Genomic DNA, 16020 nt, shown 5'->3' on the forward strand with positions numbered 1-16020 from the left:
ACCCTACTGATCCTGGTGCGGCGCGCCCGAATCGGCGCCGTCCTTCAGCAGCACGTCCTCGTCGAAGCAGGTGCGGGCGCCGGTGTGGCACGCGGCGCCGACCTGGTCGACCTTGACGAGCACGGTGTCCGCGTCGCAGTCGAGGGCGACGGACTTCACCCACTGGAAGTGGCCGGATGTGTCGCCCTTGACCCAGTACTCCCGGCGGCTGCGCGACCAGTAGGTGCAGCGGCCGGTCGTCAGCGTGCGGTGCAGCGCCTCGTCGTCCATCCAGCCCAGCATCAGCACCTCACCGGTGTCGTACTGCTGGGCGATCGCGGGGACGAGTCCGTCGGGGCTGCGCTTGAGGCGCGCGGCGATCTCGGGGGCGAGGGCGCTGGGCGGGGGCGTACGGGTCATGGCGCCATTGTGCCGCGCGCGGGCGGCACGCCCGGGCCACGTCCACTGTCCGGACCCGGCGCGACGGTCGTAGGCTTCACGCATGTCGACCTTCGCCCAGCGTGAACGGCTTCTGCTCGCCGACATCTTGGAGACCGCGGGCCCCGACGCCCCGACCCTCTGCGACGGCTGGCAGACCCGCCAGCTCGCGGCGCACGTGGTGGTGCGCGAACGGCGGCCCGACGCGGCCGGCGGCATCCTGATCAAGCAGCTGGCGTCCCGGCTCGACCGGGTCCTGGCGGAGTTCGCCGCGAAGCCGTACGAGGAGCTCGTGCAGCTGATCCGGACGGGGCCGCCGCGCTTCTCGCCGTTCAACCTCAAGCAGGTGGACGAGATGTCCAACACGGTGGAGTTCTACGTCCACACCGAGGACGTCCGCCGCGCGCAGCCGGAGTGGACGCCGCGCGAGCTCGACCCGGTGTTCCAGGACGCCCTGTGGTCGCGGCTGGAGCGCACCGCGAAGCTGATGGGCCGGGGCGCGCCGACGGGCATGGTGCTGCGCCGTCCCGACGGCCAGACGGCGGTGGCCCATCGCGGGGCCCCGGTCGTCACCGTGACGGGCGAGCCGTCCGAGCTGCTGGTCTTCGTCCACGGCCGGCAGAGCGCCGCGAAGGTGCATCTGGACGGCGACGAGACCGCCATCGCGAAGCTGCACGAGGCGAAGCAGCTGGGGATCTGAGGGCGGTGTCCGCGGGCCCCGGCCGGGCCGTTCTCAGGTGGGCAGCTCCGCCTGCCGGAGTCCCGGTACGGCGAGCGCCACGACACCGCCGAGGCCGCACACCGCCGCGCTGACCGCGAAGACCGGCCCGGTGCCCCACGCGCCGATCGCGGCGGCGCACAGCGGCATGCTCAGCGGGGTCAGGCCGAGGCTGACCAGGCTGGAGACGGCGGTGACCCGGCCGAGGTAGGCGGGCTCGGTCAGGGTCTGGAGCAGCGCCCCGCAGAGCACGCCGCTGAGTCCGGCGAGCAGGCCGACGAGGACCGCGACACCGACGGCGGCGGTCAGCGCGGGCACCCGGGCGAGGGCGGCGATGGCCATACAGCCGGCGACGATGGCGCAGCCGGCCACCCGTCCGGCGTGCGGCAGCCGGCCGCGGACGGTGAGCAGCAGCGCGGCGAGGCCGGCGCCCGTCCCGAACCCGGCGAGCACCCAGCCCATGCCGGCCGCGCCCCAGCCCCGTTCGTCGGCCAGCAGGGTCAGCCCGACGTTGAGCGGGCCGACGAAGCCGAGGTCGCCGAGGGCGATGACGAGCATGAGCGGGGCGAGCACGCGATGGGCGCGGATGTGGCGCAGCCCGTCCTTGAGGTCCTGCCAGGCGCTGCGCCCGCCCGCTGCGCCGGAGGCGGTGTCCTCGTCGGGCAGGTCACGCACGCACGCGGGGGCCGGGTCCTCGGCAGGCAGGTCGCGCATCCGCACGGGGGCCGGGTCCGCGGGCAGGTCGCGCATCCGTACGGACACCAGCAGTGGCACCGACACCGCGATCAGCAGGCCGGCCGCGGCGAAGGCGGACGCGGCGCCGCCCAGGGCGACGGCCAGGCCGCCCAGCGGCGCGCCGATCACGTTGGCGGCGCGGATCGCGAGGCCGCGCATCCCCTGGACGCGGGCCAGCTGCGTCTTGCCGGTGATCCGCGGGGGCAGGGCGCCGACGGCGGGCAGGAAGACGGCGTCGACGGTGCCGAAGACGAGGGCGAGCAGGGCCAGCGGCCACAGGCCGGGCCGGGTGGTGAAGAGCAGCGCGGCGACGGCGAGGACGGCGGCGCAGCGCACGGTGTCGCTGCCGATGACGACCCGGCGTGGCCCGAAGCGGTCGGCGACCACTCCCCCGCCGAGCAGCAGCACGGCCCGCGGCACGGCGCTGACGGACAGGACGAGACCGGCCTGGGAGGGCGTGCCCGCCTGGACGGCCGCCCAGGAGAGGGCGATGTAGTAGACGTTGTCGCCGATCATCGAGGAGGTGTAGGCGGCGAGCCAGCGCAGGACGTTGCCGTCGCGGTGGGCGGGGCGGTCGGCCGTGGCGGCGGAGGGTATGAGCGTGGCGGTCACGGCTGTCGGTCCTCTCGGGTGCGGAACGGGAATCCGTACAGGTGGATCGCGACGTTCTCGCGGCCCCGGGTGTCGCCCGCGGCCTCGGCGGACCGGCCCAGGGCCTGGTACTTCCTGATCAGTGCGTCCAGCTCGCGCTGGAGGTCGGCGAGTTCGGGCGCGGTCAGGCGCGGCAGGTACTCGGCGTCGAAGCCGGCCGAGCGCCAGTCGTCGCTCCAGGTCGCGGACTCGTCGAGGTGACGGCGGTAGAGCGCGGCCCGCTGCTCCAGCAGGATGCGGGTGAGCGCGCCCTGGGCGGCGACCAGTTCGGGGGCGCCCTTGAGGTCCTCGTAGCGCACGGTGAGGCCCTCGGCGGCGGGCCGCCACCAGCGCTCGCGGCCGTCGCCGCTCTGCGGTGCGGCCTCCTCGATCAGGCCGTGCTCGGCGAGCTTGCGCAGGTGGTAGCTGACCAGCGACACCGCCTCGCCGACCTGTCCGGCGAGCTGGGAGGCGGTCGCCGTGCGGGCCACGTGCAGGGCCCGGTACAGCGTGAGGCGCAGTGGGTGCGCGAACGCCTTCAGCGTTCCGAGGTCGGTGATGCGCATCTCGTCCGGGGGCACGGGTGGGGTCACACGCCGACCCTAGATGCGCAAGAAAAATTGCGCAATATTCGTTGCGCAAGATTCGTTGCGCGATGGTCGTTGCGCCCCTGAAAGGGCGCCCGTCACCTGACCGGGTGGCCGGCCCCCCGCAGCGTCTGCTTGACCTCGCCGATGCGCAGGTCGCCGAAGTGGAAGACCGACGCGGCGAGGACCGCGTCCGCGCCCGCCGCCACCGCCGGGGGGAAGTGCGCCAGGCTGCCCGCGCCGCCGGAGGCGATGACGGGGACCGTGACGTGCTTGCGGACGGCCGCGATCATCTCCAGGTCGTAGCCGTCCTTGGTGCCGTCCGCGTCCATCGAGTTGAGCAGGATCTCGCCCGCGCCCAGTTCGGCGGCCCGGTGCGCCCACTCGACGGCGTCGATGCCGGTGCCGCGGCGGCCGCCGTGGGTGGTCACCTCGAAGCTCCCGGCCGGCGTGCGCCGCGCGTCCACGGACAGCACCAGCACCTGCCGGCCGAAGCGCTCGGCGATCTCCTGGATCAGCTCGGGGCGGGCGATCGCCGCCGTGTTCACGCCGACCTTGTCCGCGCCGGCCCGCAGCAGCTTGTCCACGTCCTCGGCGGTACGGACGCCGCCGCCGACGGTCAGCGGGATGAAGACCTGCTCGGCGGTGCGGCGCACCACGTCGTAGGTCGTCTCGCGGTCGCCGGAGGACGCCGTGATGTCGAGGAACGTCAACTCGTCGGCGCCCTCGGCGTCGTAGACCTTGGCCATCTCGACGGGGTCGCCCGCGTCGCGCAGGTTCTGGAAGTTGACGCCCTTGACGACCCGCCCGTTGTCCACGTCCAGGCAGGGGATGACTCGTACGGCCAGGGTCATGCGGGCACTCCTCGGAACGCCTCCACCTCGATCTCGACGACCAGGCTGGGGTCGACGAAACCGGAGACGATGATCATGGTTGCGGCGGGCCGGACGGTGTCGAACAGCTCCTTGTGGGCGCGCCCGACCTCCTCCACGTCCCGTGCGTGGGTGATGTACATGCGGGTCCGCACGACGTCGTCGCGGCCGAGGCCCAGTTGTCCGAGCGCGCCCAGCGCGACGTTGAAGGAGTTCACCGCCTGCTCGTACGGGCCGCCCCCGACGATCTCTCCGTCCACGACGGAGGTGCAGCCCGAGACCAGCACCAGCCCGCTGGGCAGTTCCACCGCGCGGGAGTAGCCGAACTGCTCCTCCCAGGGCGCGCCCGTACTCACACGTCGTACGCCGCTCACCGGGCCACAGCCTCCAGTGCCTCTTCCAGGGTGAACGCCTTGGCGTACAGGGCCTTCCCGACGATCGAGCCCTCGACACCGAGCGGGACCAGCTCGGCGATGGCGCGCAGGTCGTCGAGCGAGGAGACGCCGCCGGAGGCCACGACCGGGCGGTCGGTGGCCGCGCAGACGCCGCGCAGCAGCTCCAGGTTGGGGCCCTGGAGGGTGCCGTCCTTGGCGATGTCGGTGACGACGTAGCGGGCGCAGCCCTCCTTGTTCAGGCGGTCCAGCGTCTCGTAGAGGTCGCCGCCGTCCCGGGTCCAGCCGCGGCCGCGCAGGGTGGTGCCGCGGACGTCGAGACCGACGGCGATCTTGTCACCGTGCTCGGCGATGACCTTGGCGACCCACTCGGGGGTCTCCAGGGCGGCGGTGCCGAGGTTGACGCGGGTGCAGCCGGTGGCGAGGGCGGCGGCGAGGGTCTCGTCGTCGCGGATGCCGCCGGACAGCTCGACCTTGATGTCCATCGCGCCGGCGACCTCGGCGATCAGGTCGCGGTTGTCGCCGGTGCCGAACGCGGCGTCGAGGTCGACCAGGTGCAGCCACTCGGCGCCGGAGCGCTGCCAGGCGAGCGCGGCCTCCAGCGGGGAGCCGTAGGAGGTCTCGGTGCCGGACTCGCCGTGCACGAGGCGTACGGCCTGGCCGTCTCGGACGTCGACGGCGGGGAGCAGTTCGAGCTTGGCCATGGTCTACAGGGTTCCGATCCAGTTGGTCAGGAGCTGGGCACCGGCGTCGCCGGACTTCTCGGGGTGGAACTGGGTGGCGCACAGGGCGCCGTTCTCCACCGCGGCGACGAAGGGCTTGCCGTGCGTCGCCCAGGTCACCTTGGGGGCCGCGATCACGGGGTTCAGCGTCTGAAGGGCCCACTCGTGGACGGCGTAGGAGTGCACGAAGTAGAACCGCGCGTCGGCGTCGAGGCCGGCGAACAGCTCCGAGTCGGCGGGGGCGTCCACGGTGTTCCAGCCCATGTGGGGCACGATCTCGGCCTGGAGCGGCTCGACCGAGCCGGGCCACTCGTCGAGGCCCTCGCTCTCCACGCCGTGCTCGATGCCGCGGGCGAAGAGGATCTGCATGCCGACGCAGATGCCCATCACGGGGCGGCCGCCGGAGAGCCGACGGTCGATGATCCAGTCGCCGCGGGCCTCGCGCAGCCCGGTCATGCAGGCGGCGAACGCGCCCACGCCGGGCACGAGCAGCCCGTCGGCGTTCATCGCGGTGTCGAAGTCGCGGGTGATCTCGACCTCGGCTCCCGTGCGCGCGAGGGCGCGCTCGGCGGAACGGACGTTCCCGAAGCCGTAGTCGAAGACGACCACGCGCTTGCGCGCGGTCAACTCCACACCTGCAGCCGCATCACGCCGGCCACGAGGCAGAACGCGGCGCTGAGCGAGAGCAGCACGATGAGGCCGCGGGGCATCTTCTGCTTGACGAAGGAGATGATGCCGCCGAGGAGGAAGAGCCCGACGACGATGAGGACGGTGGACAGTCCGTTCATGGGGTTACAGCGCGCCCTTCGTGGAGGGGAGGATGCCGGCGGCGCGCGGGTCCCGCTCGCTGGCGTAACGGAGCGCTCGGGCCAGCGCCTTGAACTGGCACTCCACGATGTGGTGCGCGTTGCGGCCGTAGGGCACGTGGACGTGCAGCGCGATCTGGGCCTGGGCGACGAACGACTCCAGGATGTGCCGGGTCATGGTGGTGTCGTACTCGCCGATCATCGGCGCCATGTTCTCGGGCTCGGTGTGCACGAGGTAGGGGCGGCCGGAGAGGTCGACGGTCACCTGGGCGAGCGACTCGTCCAGCGGGACGGTGCAGTTGCCGAAGCGGTAGATGCCGACCTTGTCGCCGAGCGCCTGCTTGAAGGCGGCGCCGAGGGCGAGGGCGGTGTCCTCGATGGTGTGGTGCGAGTCGATGTGGAGATCGCCCTCGGTCTTCACGGTCAGGTCGAACAGACCGTGCCGGCCGAGCTGGTCGAGCATGTGGTCGTAGAAACCGACCCCGGTCGACACGTCGACCTTGCCGCTGCCGTCGAGATCGATCTCGACGAGCACCGACGTCTCCTTGGTCACCCGCTCCACGCGTCCCACGCGGTTCATGCGCTCTGCTCCTTCGGGGGTGTGGGGCCGTCCCCCACGAAACACTTCACGTCACGTACCGCGTCGAGGAACGCGTCGTTCTCCTCGGGGGTGCCGGCGCTGACGCGCAGCCACCCCGGGATGCCGTTGTCCCGGACCAGGACGCCCCGGTCGAGGATCCGCTGCCAGGCCTTGTGGGCGTCGTCGAAGCGGCCGAACTGCACGAAGTTCGCGTCGGACTCGACGACCTCGAAGCCGCCCGCGCGCAGTTCGCTCACCAGGCGGTCCCGCTCGGCCTTCAGCTGCTCGACATAGCCGAGCAGCGTGCCGGTGTGCTCCAGGGCGGCCAGGGCGGTCGCCTGGGTCACGGCCGACAGGTGGTACGGCAGCCGCACCAGCTGTACGGCGTCCACCACGGCCGGGTGCGCGGCGAGGTAGCCGAGCCGGAGGCCGGCGGCGCCGAACGCCTTGGACATGGTGCGGGAGATCACCAGGTTCGGGCGGCCGTCGAGCAGCGGCAGCAGCGAGTCGCCGTGGCTGAACTCGATGTAGGCCTCGTCCACGATCACCATCGAGGGGCCCGCCGCCTGCGCCGCCTCGTACAGCGCGAGCACCGTCTCGGGCGGGACCGCGTTGCCCGTGGGGTTGTTGGGGGTCGTCACGAAGACGACGTCGGGCCGGTTCTCGGCGATCGCGCGCTCGGCGGCCGCGAGGTCGATCGTGAAGTCCTCGTGCCGCGGCCCCGAGATCCACCCGGTGCCGGTGCCGCGCGCGATGAGCGCGTGCATCGAGTACGACGGCTCGAAGCCGATCGCGGTGCGGCCGGGACCGCCGAAGGTCTGGAGCAGCTGCTGGAGGACCTCGTTGGAGCCGTTGGCCGCCCACACGTTGGCGACGCCGACCTCGTACCCGGAGGTGTCCGTCAGGTACTCGGCGAGCCGGGTGCGCAGCTCGACCGCGTCGCGGTCCGGGTAGCGGTTGAGGTTCCGGGCCGCCTCGCGGACCCGCTCGGCGATCCGCTCGACGAGCGGTTCCGGCAGCGGGTAGGGGTTCTCGTTGGTGTTCAGCCGGACGGGCACGTCCAACTGGGGGGCACCGTATGGGGACTTGCCGCGCAGTTCGTCCCGGACGGGCAGGTCGTCGATTCCGAAGTTCACTTGCTCGCCGGCACCTTCCACCCGAACCTCGCCTTGATCGCCGCGCCGTGCGCGGGCAGGTCCTCCGCCTCGGCCAGCGTGACCACGTGGTGCGCGACCTCGGCCAGCGCGTCCTTCGTGTAGTCGACGACGTGGATGCCGCGCAGGAAGGACTGGACCGACAGGCCCGAGGAGTGGCAGGCGCAACCGCCGGTGGGCAGCACGTGGTTGGAGCCCGCCGCGTAGTCGCCGAGGGAGACCGGCGCCCAGGGGCCGATGAAGATCGCGCCCGCGTTCCGCACCCGGTCCGCGACCGCGGCCGCGTCGGCGGTCTGGATCTCCAGGTGCTCGGCGCCGTACGCGTCGACCACCCTGAGGCCCTCGTCGACGCCGTCGACGAGGACGATCGCGGACTGCCGGCCGGCCAGGGCCGGGCGGATCCGGTCGTCGATGTGCTTGGTGGCCGTGATCTGCGGCTCCAGCTCCTTCTCGACCGCGTCGGCCAGCGCGACCGAGTCGGTGACCAGCACGGCCGCCGCCAGCGGGTCGTGCTCGGCCTGGCTGATCAGGTCGGCGGCGACGTGCACCGGGTCGGCCGTGTCGTCGGCGAGGACCGCGATCTCGGTCGGGCCCGCCTCGGCGTCGATGCCGATCCGGCCGGTGAAGTAGCGCTTGGCGGCCGCGACCCAGATGTTGCCGGGGCCGGTGACCATGTTGGCGGGGGCGCAGGACTCGGTGCCGTAGGCGAACATCGCGACGGCGGTCGCGCCGCCCGCCGCGTACACCTCGTCGACGCCGAGCAGGGCGCAGGCGGCGAGGATCGTCGGGTGCGGCAGGCCGTCGAACGCGGCCTGGGCCGGGGAGGCGAGCGCGATCGAGCCGACGCCGGCCTCCTGCGCGGGCACCACGTTCATGATCACGGAGGACGGGTAGACCGAGCGACCGCCCGGCGCGTACAGCCCGACGCGCTCGACCGGGACCCACTTCTCGGTGACCGTGCCGCCGGGCACCACCTGCGTGGTGTGGTCGCTGCGGCGCTGGGCGCGGTGGACCAGGCGGGCGCGGCGGATCGACTCCTCCAGGGCCGCGCGCACGGCCGGGTCGAGCCGCTCCAGGGCGTCGGCGAGCGCCTCGGCCGGGACGCGCACGGATTCCAGCCGTACGCCGTCGAACTTCTCCGCGAAGTCGATCAGTGCCGCGTCTCCCCGATGATGTACGGCCTCGCAGATCGGACGCACCTTCTCCAGTGCGGCCTGTACGTCGAACTCGGCTCGGGGCAGCAGGTCGCGCAGGGCGGGACCCTCCGGGAGGGCGTCGCCGCGCAGATCGATTCGGGAGATCACGTACCCAATTCTCTCAGACCCGCGCCGGGCGCCGTTCGCGCGTATCAATGGCTGATACAGAACGTGGCCGGAACCCGGAAGATCCCCTTCACGTCCTGTGTTCCGGGCGTCACCCAGCGGGCATCAACGGGTGGACGCGCGAGCGACCGGCGAGTAGCCGGGGACACCGGGGAAGGGGGCACGGGTGTGACCGAGGAGACCGGCGTACGGGGCGGCGATCTGCCGGACGACCTGACCGCCGCCGAGGCCGGGATGTGGCAGGCGTTCCGCAACGGCACCGTGTACGACCTGCGCTGCGGCGACGCGGAGGTGGACGATCCGCACGGCGGGCACCCCTGGGGCCCCGAGCGGGCCGTGCGGGCGCGGATCATCGCGTGGCTGCTGCTGGACGGGCCGCCCGCGCTGGCCGGCCGGGTCGCCTCGCTGAAGCTGGTCGGTGTGCAGGTCATGGGCTCGCTGGACGTGGCGGGCGGCACGGTGGCGCCGTACGTCGAGATGAAGTCCTGCCGGTTCGAGCAGGAGGTGCTGGTGCCGGAGGCCCGGTTCGCGACCATGCGGATGGTGAACTGCTCGGTGCCGCGCCTGGAGGCCGCCCGCGTGCACACCGAGGGCGATCTCCATCTGCCGCGCTGCCGGTTCCACAACGGCGTCCGGCTGACCGACGCGCACATCGGCACCGACCTGATGCTGAACGAGGCCGTCGTGCACCGCGACCGCACCGGGCGCTCCATCGCCGCCGACGGGATGCTGGTCGGCCAGGACCTCCAGGCGGAGCTGCTGGAGTCGTACGGCGAGCTGAGCCTGCGCAGCGCGAAGGTCGGCGTGTCGCTGAGCCTGCGCGGGGCCCGGCTGGTCAACCCGGCCGGGCGGCTCGCGCTGAACGCGCCCCAGCTGACCGTGGAACGCACGCTGTACCTGACCCCGGCGGGCGTCGGCGGGCCCTGGCTGAGCGGGACCACGCCGGCCCGCGGGACCCGGGTGCAGCGGTTCGAGGCGCAGGGCGGGGTGCGCCTCGACGACGGCCGGTTCGGGGACGCGGTGGACCTGGAGCGGGCCCGGTTCGTGCTCACCGACGAGCAGGAGCTGTCGCTGCGCCGGGTGCAGGCTCCCGAGCTGCGCTTCCTCGGGGACCGGCCGCTGCGCGGCAAGGTGGTGCTCTCGGGCGCGCGGATCGCCAACCTGGTCGACCGGGCGAGCGCGTGGCCGGCGCCGGGCAATCTGCACATGGGCGGCTTCGTCTACGAGAACCTCGTGCCGCAGGGCCCGTTCCCGCTGACCGAACGGCTGGGCTGGGTGACGGCCGCGACCGCGGAGTACAACCCGGAGCCGTACGAGCGCCTCGCCGCCGTGCTGCGCGGCGCGGGCGAGGACGAGGACGCCCGCGAGGTGCTGCTCGCCAAGCAGCGCCGCCGCCGGGAGAGCCTGCCGCCGGCCGCCAAGGTGTGGGGGTACGTGCAGGACTGGACGGTGGCGTACGGCTACCGGCCGGGCCGCGCCGCCGTGTGGATGGCGGTGCTGTGGGCCGCGGGCTCGCTCGCCTTCGCGCACGCCGGGCATCCCCCGGTGAACACCGTGCACCCCGTGTGGAACCCGGCGCTCTACACCCTGGACCTGCTGCTGCCGGTCATAGACCTGGGCCAGGTGGGCCAGTGGCAGCTGCGCGGCGGCTGGCAGTGGCTGTCGGCGGCGATGGTCCTGCTGGGCTGGATCCTGGCCACGACGGTGGCGGCGGGGGCGACACGGCTGCTGCGGAGGGGGTGAGCGGGGCCCACCGGGCGGGGCGGGGCCGACCGGGCGGGGCGCAGGGTGGCAGACCGGAGGCGACACACAGTTGTTGAACGATCACCTTTTACCGGTCCTTGACCCGCGGCCGTACAACTTTCGATTCGTTGCCCGGGGACACTAGCGCCGCCGCCACCTGCGGTCTTTCAATAAGCGGCACCATGGCGCTGCTCCCCCCGTTCATCCGCGCGTCGCGGATGAGAAGCACTCCTACGCGCCCCGCCGCCGGAGCCCCGGCGGACGAGGTGCTGCTCGACGCGCCCGACGACCGTCTCGGCCCCGCGCTCGTCGCGGCCGGACGGGGCGAGTTCGAGCCCGCCGCCGCCCTGCTGGCCCTCACCCGGGCCACCGCCGACTGGGAACACCGCGACCGGTACGTGGTCCGGCTCGCCGCGTTCGCCCGGTCGCGGGGCGAGTGGTTCGAGACCTGGCGGGCCGCCGACCCGCACGACCCCGACGGACTGCTCGTCGAGGCGCAGCTGGCGGTCGACCACGCCTGGACCTCGCCGGCCCGCGCCGAACTGCTGCGCGGCGTCAGCCCGCTGATCACGGCCGCGGCCCAGCTCGACGCGCGCGACCCGGTGCCGTGGCGGGTCGCCCTCACCCACGCCCGCGGGGCGCGCGCCGGCCACAAGTACTTCGGCGAGCTGTGGGAGGCGGCCGTACGGCGCGCCCCGCACCACTACGGCTGCCACGCGGCCGCGCTGCACTACCTGGCCGCCTCCTGGCAGGGCTCCCACCGCGAGTGCTTCGACTTCGCCGAGCGGGCCGCCCAGGACGCCCCCGCCGACTCCCTGGTCCAGGCCCTCCCGGCGCACGCGGCCTTCGGGTACCTCTCCGACGGCTGTGGCGCCGAAGTGGCGCGGGAGCGGCTCGACGCGGCCGCCGACCGGGCCGTCGCGTTCTCCGCGCGCTTCGCCGCGGCCTCCCCCTGGCCCGCCGAGGCCAGGAACGAGCTCATGTACGTCCTCGTACGGCTGGGCCGCTGGAGCGACGCGCTCGCGCAGCTCGACCTCATCGGCCCGTACGTCACCTCCTTCCCGTGGGACCGGCTGGCGGCGGACCCGCTCGCCCACTTCCTGCACGTGCGCGACCAGATCCGCGCGGCCACCGCGACCGGTGCGCCGGGCGTGCGGACGGGGGCGTGGGGCGGGCGGACCGGACGCGCACGCTCCGTGGACCATTAGGCTTTTGCGCCGTGACCACCGTCCGTCTCCCCCTCTTCCCGCTGAACTCCGTGCTGTTCCCGGGGCTCGTGCTGCCGCTGAACGTCTTCGAGGAGCGCTACCGCGCGATGATGCGCACCCTGGCGAAGGCCCCGGAGGACGAGCCGCGGCGGTTCGCCGTCGTGGCGATCCGCGACGGCCACGAGGTCGCGCCCAGCGCGCCCGGGATGCCCGACCAGACGGCCCTGCCGCAGCGCGGCCCCGCGGCCGGCTTCGGCGCCGACCCGGCCAAGACGTTCCACTCCGTGGGGTGCATCGCCGACGCGGCGACCATCCGGGAGCGCTCCGACGGCACCTTCGAGGTGCTGGCCACCGGGACGACCCGGGTGCGGCTGCTGTCCGTCGACGCCACCGGTGCCTTCCTGACGGCCGAACTGGAGGAGCTGGCGGAGGAACCCGGGGACGAGGCCGGGGCGCTGGCGGAGGGCGTGCTGCGGGCGTTCCGGCAGTACCAGAAGCGCCTCGCGGGCGCCCGGGAGCGGTCGTTGTCGACCTCGGCGGACCTGCCCGACGAGCCGTCCGTGGTGTCGTACCTGGTCGCCGCGGCGATGGTGCTCGACACGCCGACCAAGCAGCGGCTGCTCCAGGCCCCGGACACCGCCTCCCGGCTGCGCGACGAGCTGAAGCTGCTGCGCTCCGAGGCCGCCGTCATCCGCCGGCTGCCCTCGCTGCCCGCACCGGATCTGACCCGCGGCCCGACGAGCCTCAACTGACCCGCCCGGCGCACCTCGCGCCGCCCACGCACTCCACGCAAATCCCGGGGGAAACGGCCCGCATGGCGAAGAAGAAGCAACAGCAGCAGGGCGGCACGCCCGCCACCGTCGCGCTGACCGCGGCGGGGGTGACGTACACGGTCCACTCCTACGACCACGATCCCGCGCATCCGTCGTACGGCGAGGAGGCCGCCGAGGCGATGGGCGTGTCCCCGGACCGCGTCTTCAAGACGCTGGTGGCCGACGTGGACGGCACGCTGACGGTGGCGGTGGTCCCGGTGGCGGGTTCGCTGGACCTGAAGGCGCTGGCCTCGGCGGTCGGCGGCAAGCGGGCGGCCATGGCGGACCCGGCGCTCGCGGAGCGCACCACGGGCTATGTCCGCGGTGGCATCTCCCCGCTCGGCCAGCGCAAGAAGCTGCCGACGGTCCTGGACGCCTCGGCCGCCGCCCACGCGACGATCTGCGTCTCGGCGGGGCGGCGGGGGCTGGAGGTCGAACTGGCCCCGGACGACCTGGCGCGGCTGACGGGGGCGGTACGGGCGCCGATCGGGCGCGGCTGACGCCTTCGCCGCGGGCCGCCCCGGCTCTGCCGTGTGCCGCCCCGGCCATGCCGGGCGACGCCTCGGCCCTGCCGGACGACGCCTCGGCCCTGCCGGACGACGCCTCGGCTCTGTTGCGCGACCCCTCGACGGGTGGCCCTTCCTGGACTAAGCAGAAGGGGCATGTCGAAGCGAACCCGCAAGCGCAAGTGGCGCATCAGGAAGGGCCGTTCCAACCACGGCCGCCGTCCCGCGTGACCGACACCCCGTCGGGGGGAGCGTCCCCGGTCAGGCCGGGGGCGCTCCGTACGGCCCCTGCGGGCCCTGCGGGCCCTCGGATCCGTGGGTGCCCTGGGTGCCGTCGTGGGGGGTGTACGGACCGTGCGAGTCGTGCGGGCCGTAGTCGTAGGCCGGTTCCGGGTCCCGCGGGCCGAACAGCGCGGTCAGGCCGAGGTGCACCAGCAGCGCGGCCACCGACCAGGCCAGCAGCGCCCCCTTCGCGCCGAGCTTGAGCGGCGCCGCGAAGGTCACGCCCTTGCCGACCTCCTTGGCGTGCGCGAGGACGTCCTTGGCGGGGCCGAGCGACACCCCGAGCTTCCACGCCACCAGCGAGCCGAGCAGGCCGCCGACCGCCAGCGCGACCGCGAGCGGCACACCGCCGCGCCGGCGCACCAGGAACACCACCACGGCGCTCACCGCGCCGAAGGCCAGCGCCAGCAGCGTGAACGTGCCGTCCACACCGATCGCCTGCTCGCCCTCGCTGTCCTTGAGGTAGACGACCCAGTTCTTGCCGGAGACGTCGCCGACCAGCGGCACCTGCGGCGCCAGCCACTGCCACAGCAGCCCGAGCAGCACCCCGCACAGCGCCAGCGCCACCGTGACGACGACGGCCTCCCGCACTTCGGTCTTCATCCCGGGACCGTCCTGTTCGTGCACGGCGTCGTGGGCGGCGGCCGGGTACGCGTACCCGGCGGGTGCGGTCGGCCACGCCTTGGCGTCGTTCTCGGACGATTCGTGCGGCGGCGGGGGCGGAGTCAGCGGAGCGGTCACCCTGACATCGTGCCAGGCGTGTCTGTGCGGCGCGTCACCGGACCGCGGCCCGGCGGTACGCCCACGCCGCCACGGCCAGCGAGACCACCCCGACCCCGGCGCAGACGGCCAGGTCACCGGCGACCAGCGCCCAGTCCGGGTGCGACCCGAAGGTCCGCGCGAACGCCTCCACGCCGTACGTCGACGGCAGCAGGTCGCGCAGCAGCCGTACGACGCCGGGCATCCGGTCGGCGGGCAGCACGCCGAGCAGCAGCGCCGCCGACATGCCCAGCTGGCCCAGCAGGGTGGCGAGCTCGGGGCGCGGCGCGAGCAGGCCGAGCGCGGCGCCGAGCCCGGCGAGCGCGGCGCCGGCCAGCGGGATCACCGCGGCGAGCACCCACAGGTTCGCCAGCGGCAGCCCGAACAGGATCCCGCCGAACGCGGCGGTCACCAGGGTGCCGGGCACGGTGAAGGAGGCGTAGGCCCCCGCCGCGCCGAGCACCACGGCGGCCGGCGGCACGGGCAGCGTCGCGTAGTGGTCGAGGCCGCCGCTGCCGCGCAGCTGGCCGAAGTACTGGGCCAGCAGGTTCAGGCCGACGTAGGCCACCACGAGCACCGACGAGCCGGCCACGACGTAGCGGGCGTCGTCGCCGCCCGCGTCCACCACGCCACGCATCATGATCAGGATGCCGACGGACTGGAAGGTCGCGACGAACAGCAGCGGGATGCGGGCCACCCGGGCGCGGGAGAGCTGGGCGCGGTAGACCGCGGCCAGCGAGGGCCACAGCCGGGCGCGTGGCGCGAGCGGCGCGGCCTGCGCGCGCACCGGCGCGGTGGCCGGCGCGCCGCCCGGCCGGGCATCGGCGGATACGACACTCACCTCGGGCTGCTCCTTCTCGCTCCGGCAGCGGTCTCGTGCCCTACGGATTCCTGTACGTACCGGACGGGGTCTGCGCTCATGCCTTCACCAGTCCGCGTCCGTCGCCGCCGAGCGCCAGATAGACGTCCTCCAGGCTGGGGGTGGCGAGCGTGAAGTCGTCGAGGGCGGCGAAGGCGGCGCCGCCGGTGACCGTGGCGACGGCCGCGCGGGCCTCCTCGGGCGCGAGCCGCAGCGTCCAGCGGCGGCCGGACTCCACGGCCCGCTCGCGCAGCACGGCGACCTCGGGCACCTCCAGCGGGGGCCGCTCGCGCCACACCAGCTCGACGCGGACCTCGCCGGCCACCCGTTCCTTGAGGCCGGCCGGGGTGTCGCAGGCGATCACCCGGCCGCGGTCGAGGACGGCGACCCGGTCGAGGACGGTCTCGGCCTCGATGACGTTGTGGGTGACGAGCAGCACGGTGGTGCCGCGCTCGGCCCGGCGCCGGTCGACGGCGGACCACACCGCGCGGCGGGCCACGGGGTCCATGCCGGTGGTGGGCTCGTCGAGGACCAGCAGCGGCCGCTCGCCGACCAGCGCGGCGGCGAGGCAGGCCAGCCGGCGCTGGCCGCCGGAGAGCTTGCGCAGGGGGCGGGCGGCGATCGGGGCGAGGCCCAGCTCGTCGAGTACGGCGTCGCGCTCGGCGCGCGCCTGCCGGGCGTGCAGGCCGCGCAGCCGCCCGGTCGTCTCGGCGGCGAGGGAGACGGTCAGCTCGTCGAGGGCGCTGGACTCCTGGCCGAGGTAGGCGAGGAGGCGGGCGGCGCGCTCGGGGTGGCGCACGATGTCGTGGCCGAGGATCTCCACGCTGCCGCGATCGGGGCGCATCAGGCCGGTCAGCTGGCGGACCAGGGTGGACTTGCCTGCGCCGTTCGGGCCGAGCAGGCCGAAGATCTCGCC

At 73.9% G+C, this 16020-nt stretch carries 19 protein-coding genes; 5 read left to right on the plus strand and 14 right to left on the minus strand.

Annotated elements, in window-relative coordinates; translation table 11 throughout:
• Positions 1-3: 3 nt before the first annotated feature.
• Positions 4-399: a phosphoribosyl-AMP cyclohydrolase gene (gene hisI / locus WN71_RS04860; protein WP_046592705.1), complete on the minus strand. Its 396-nt coding sequence runs from the start codon at positions 397-399 to the stop codon at positions 4-6.
• 82 nt (positions 400-481) lie between these two features.
• Here hisI and WN71_RS04865 point away from each other — a divergent pair, with 82 nt between their 5' ends.
• Entirely contained in the window at positions 482-1117 is a 636-nt protein-coding gene (locus tag WN71_RS04865) for a TIGR03085 family metal-binding protein (protein WP_046592704.1), read from the plus strand.
• Positions 1118-1150: 33 nt separating this feature from the next.
• On the opposite strand, the gene WN71_RS04870 is transcribed toward WN71_RS04865, so the two are convergent.
• The 10 genes from WN71_RS04870 to hisD all read right to left on the minus strand — a co-directional run bounded on the left by WN71_RS04870 (position 1151) and on the right by hisD (position 8917).
• Positions 1151-2482 carry an MFS transporter gene (locus tag WN71_RS04870; RefSeq protein ID WP_046592703.1) on the minus strand — a complete coding sequence of 444 codons (1332 nt, stop codon included), beginning with the start codon at positions 2480-2482 and terminating at the stop codon, positions 1151-1153.
• Positions 2479-3066 carry a transcriptional regulator gene (locus WN71_RS04875; protein ID WP_206300016.1) on the minus strand — a complete coding sequence of 196 codons (588 nt, stop codon included), beginning with the start codon at positions 3064-3066 and terminating at the stop codon, positions 2479-2481. The genes WN71_RS04870 and WN71_RS04875 overlap by 4 nt, the downstream gene beginning before the upstream one ends.
• Positions 3067-3185: 119 nt before the next feature.
• Positions 3186-3941 (minus strand): imidazole glycerol phosphate synthase subunit HisF, encoded by a 756-nt coding sequence (hisF, locus tag WN71_RS04880; protein WP_046592701.1) that lies wholly within the window; start codon positions 3939-3941, stop codon positions 3186-3188.
• Entirely contained in the window at positions 3938-4333 is a 396-nt protein-coding gene (locus tag WN71_RS04885) for a Rid family hydrolase (RefSeq protein ID WP_046592700.1), read from the minus strand. The genes hisF and WN71_RS04885 overlap by 4 nt, the downstream gene beginning before the upstream one ends.
• Entirely contained in the window at positions 4330-5055 is a 726-nt protein-coding gene (gene priA, locus WN71_RS04890) for a bifunctional 1-(5-phosphoribosyl)-5-((5-phosphoribosylamino)methylideneamino)imidazole-4-carboxamide isomerase/phosphoribosylanthranilate isomerase PriA (protein WP_046592699.1), read from the minus strand. Before priA ends, WN71_RS04885 begins: the two co-directional genes overlap by 4 nt.
• Positions 5056-5058: 3 nt before the next feature.
• Positions 5059-5700, minus strand: a complete 642-nt coding sequence (hisH, locus tag WN71_RS04895; RefSeq protein WP_046592698.1) for an imidazole glycerol phosphate synthase subunit HisH — start codon at positions 5698-5700, stop codon at positions 5059-5061.
• Positions 5697-5861 (minus strand): hypothetical protein, encoded by a 165-nt coding sequence (locus WN71_RS41750; protein ID WP_046592697.1) that lies wholly within the window; start codon positions 5859-5861, stop codon positions 5697-5699. Before WN71_RS41750 ends, hisH begins: the two co-directional genes overlap by 4 nt.
• A 4-nt stretch (positions 5862-5865) precedes the next feature.
• Positions 5866-6459, minus strand: coding sequence for an imidazoleglycerol-phosphate dehydratase HisB (gene hisB, locus WN71_RS04900; protein WP_015661105.1), 594 nt, complete (start codon positions 6457-6459; stop codon positions 5866-5868).
• Entirely contained in the window at positions 6456-7595 is a 1140-nt protein-coding gene (locus WN71_RS04905) for a histidinol-phosphate transaminase (protein ID WP_046592696.1), read from the minus strand. The genes hisB and WN71_RS04905 overlap by 4 nt, the downstream gene beginning before the upstream one ends.
• Entirely contained in the window at positions 7592-8917 is a 1326-nt protein-coding gene (gene hisD / locus WN71_RS04910) for a histidinol dehydrogenase (RefSeq protein ID WP_046592695.1), read from the minus strand. Before hisD ends, WN71_RS04905 begins: the two co-directional genes overlap by 4 nt.
• A gap of 186 nt (positions 8918-9103) precedes the next feature.
• Here hisD and WN71_RS04915 point away from each other — a divergent pair, with 186 nt between their 5' ends.
• The 4 genes from WN71_RS04915 to ybaK all read left to right on the plus strand — a co-directional run bounded on the left by WN71_RS04915 (position 9104) and on the right by ybaK (position 13198).
• Positions 9104-10678: an oxidoreductase gene (locus WN71_RS04915; RefSeq protein WP_046592694.1), complete on the plus strand. Its 1575-nt coding sequence runs from the start codon at positions 9104-9106 to the stop codon at positions 10676-10678.
• Positions 10679-10860: 182 nt separating this feature from the next.
• Entirely contained in the window at positions 10861-11886 is a 1026-nt protein-coding gene (locus WN71_RS04920) for a hypothetical protein (RefSeq protein ID WP_046592693.1), read from the plus strand.
• A gap of 11 nt (positions 11887-11897) precedes the next feature.
• Entirely contained in the window at positions 11898-12638 is a 741-nt protein-coding gene (locus tag WN71_RS04925) for an LON peptidase substrate-binding domain-containing protein (protein WP_046592692.1), read from the plus strand.
• 62 nt (positions 12639-12700) lie between these two features.
• Entirely contained in the window at positions 12701-13198 is a 498-nt protein-coding gene (ybaK, locus tag WN71_RS04930) for a Cys-tRNA(Pro) deacylase (RefSeq protein WP_046592691.1), read from the plus strand.
• Between the two features lie 267 nt (positions 13199-13465).
• Here ybaK and WN71_RS04935 read toward each other — a convergent pair whose 3' ends face one another.
• The 3 genes from WN71_RS04935 to WN71_RS04945 all read right to left on the minus strand — a co-directional run.
• Positions 13466-14227, minus strand: coding sequence for a DUF2567 domain-containing protein (locus WN71_RS04935; RefSeq protein ID WP_240529560.1), 762 nt, complete (start codon positions 14225-14227; stop codon positions 13466-13468).
• Between the two features lie 34 nt (positions 14228-14261).
• Positions 14262-15086: an ABC transporter permease gene (locus tag WN71_RS04940; protein ID WP_046592690.1), complete on the minus strand. Its 825-nt coding sequence runs from the start codon at positions 15084-15086 to the stop codon at positions 14262-14264.
• A gap of 76 nt (positions 15087-15162) precedes the next feature.
• Positions 15163-16020 (minus strand): ABC transporter ATP-binding protein (locus WN71_RS04945; RefSeq protein ID WP_046592689.1); only part of this gene is annotated, 858 nt, incomplete at its 5' end.

It is taken from the genome of Streptomyces mangrovisoli (assembly GCF_000974985.2).
In the GTDB taxonomy this organism is placed as follows: domain Bacteria; phylum Actinomycetota; class Actinomycetes; order Streptomycetales; family Streptomycetaceae; genus Streptomyces; species Streptomyces mangrovisoli.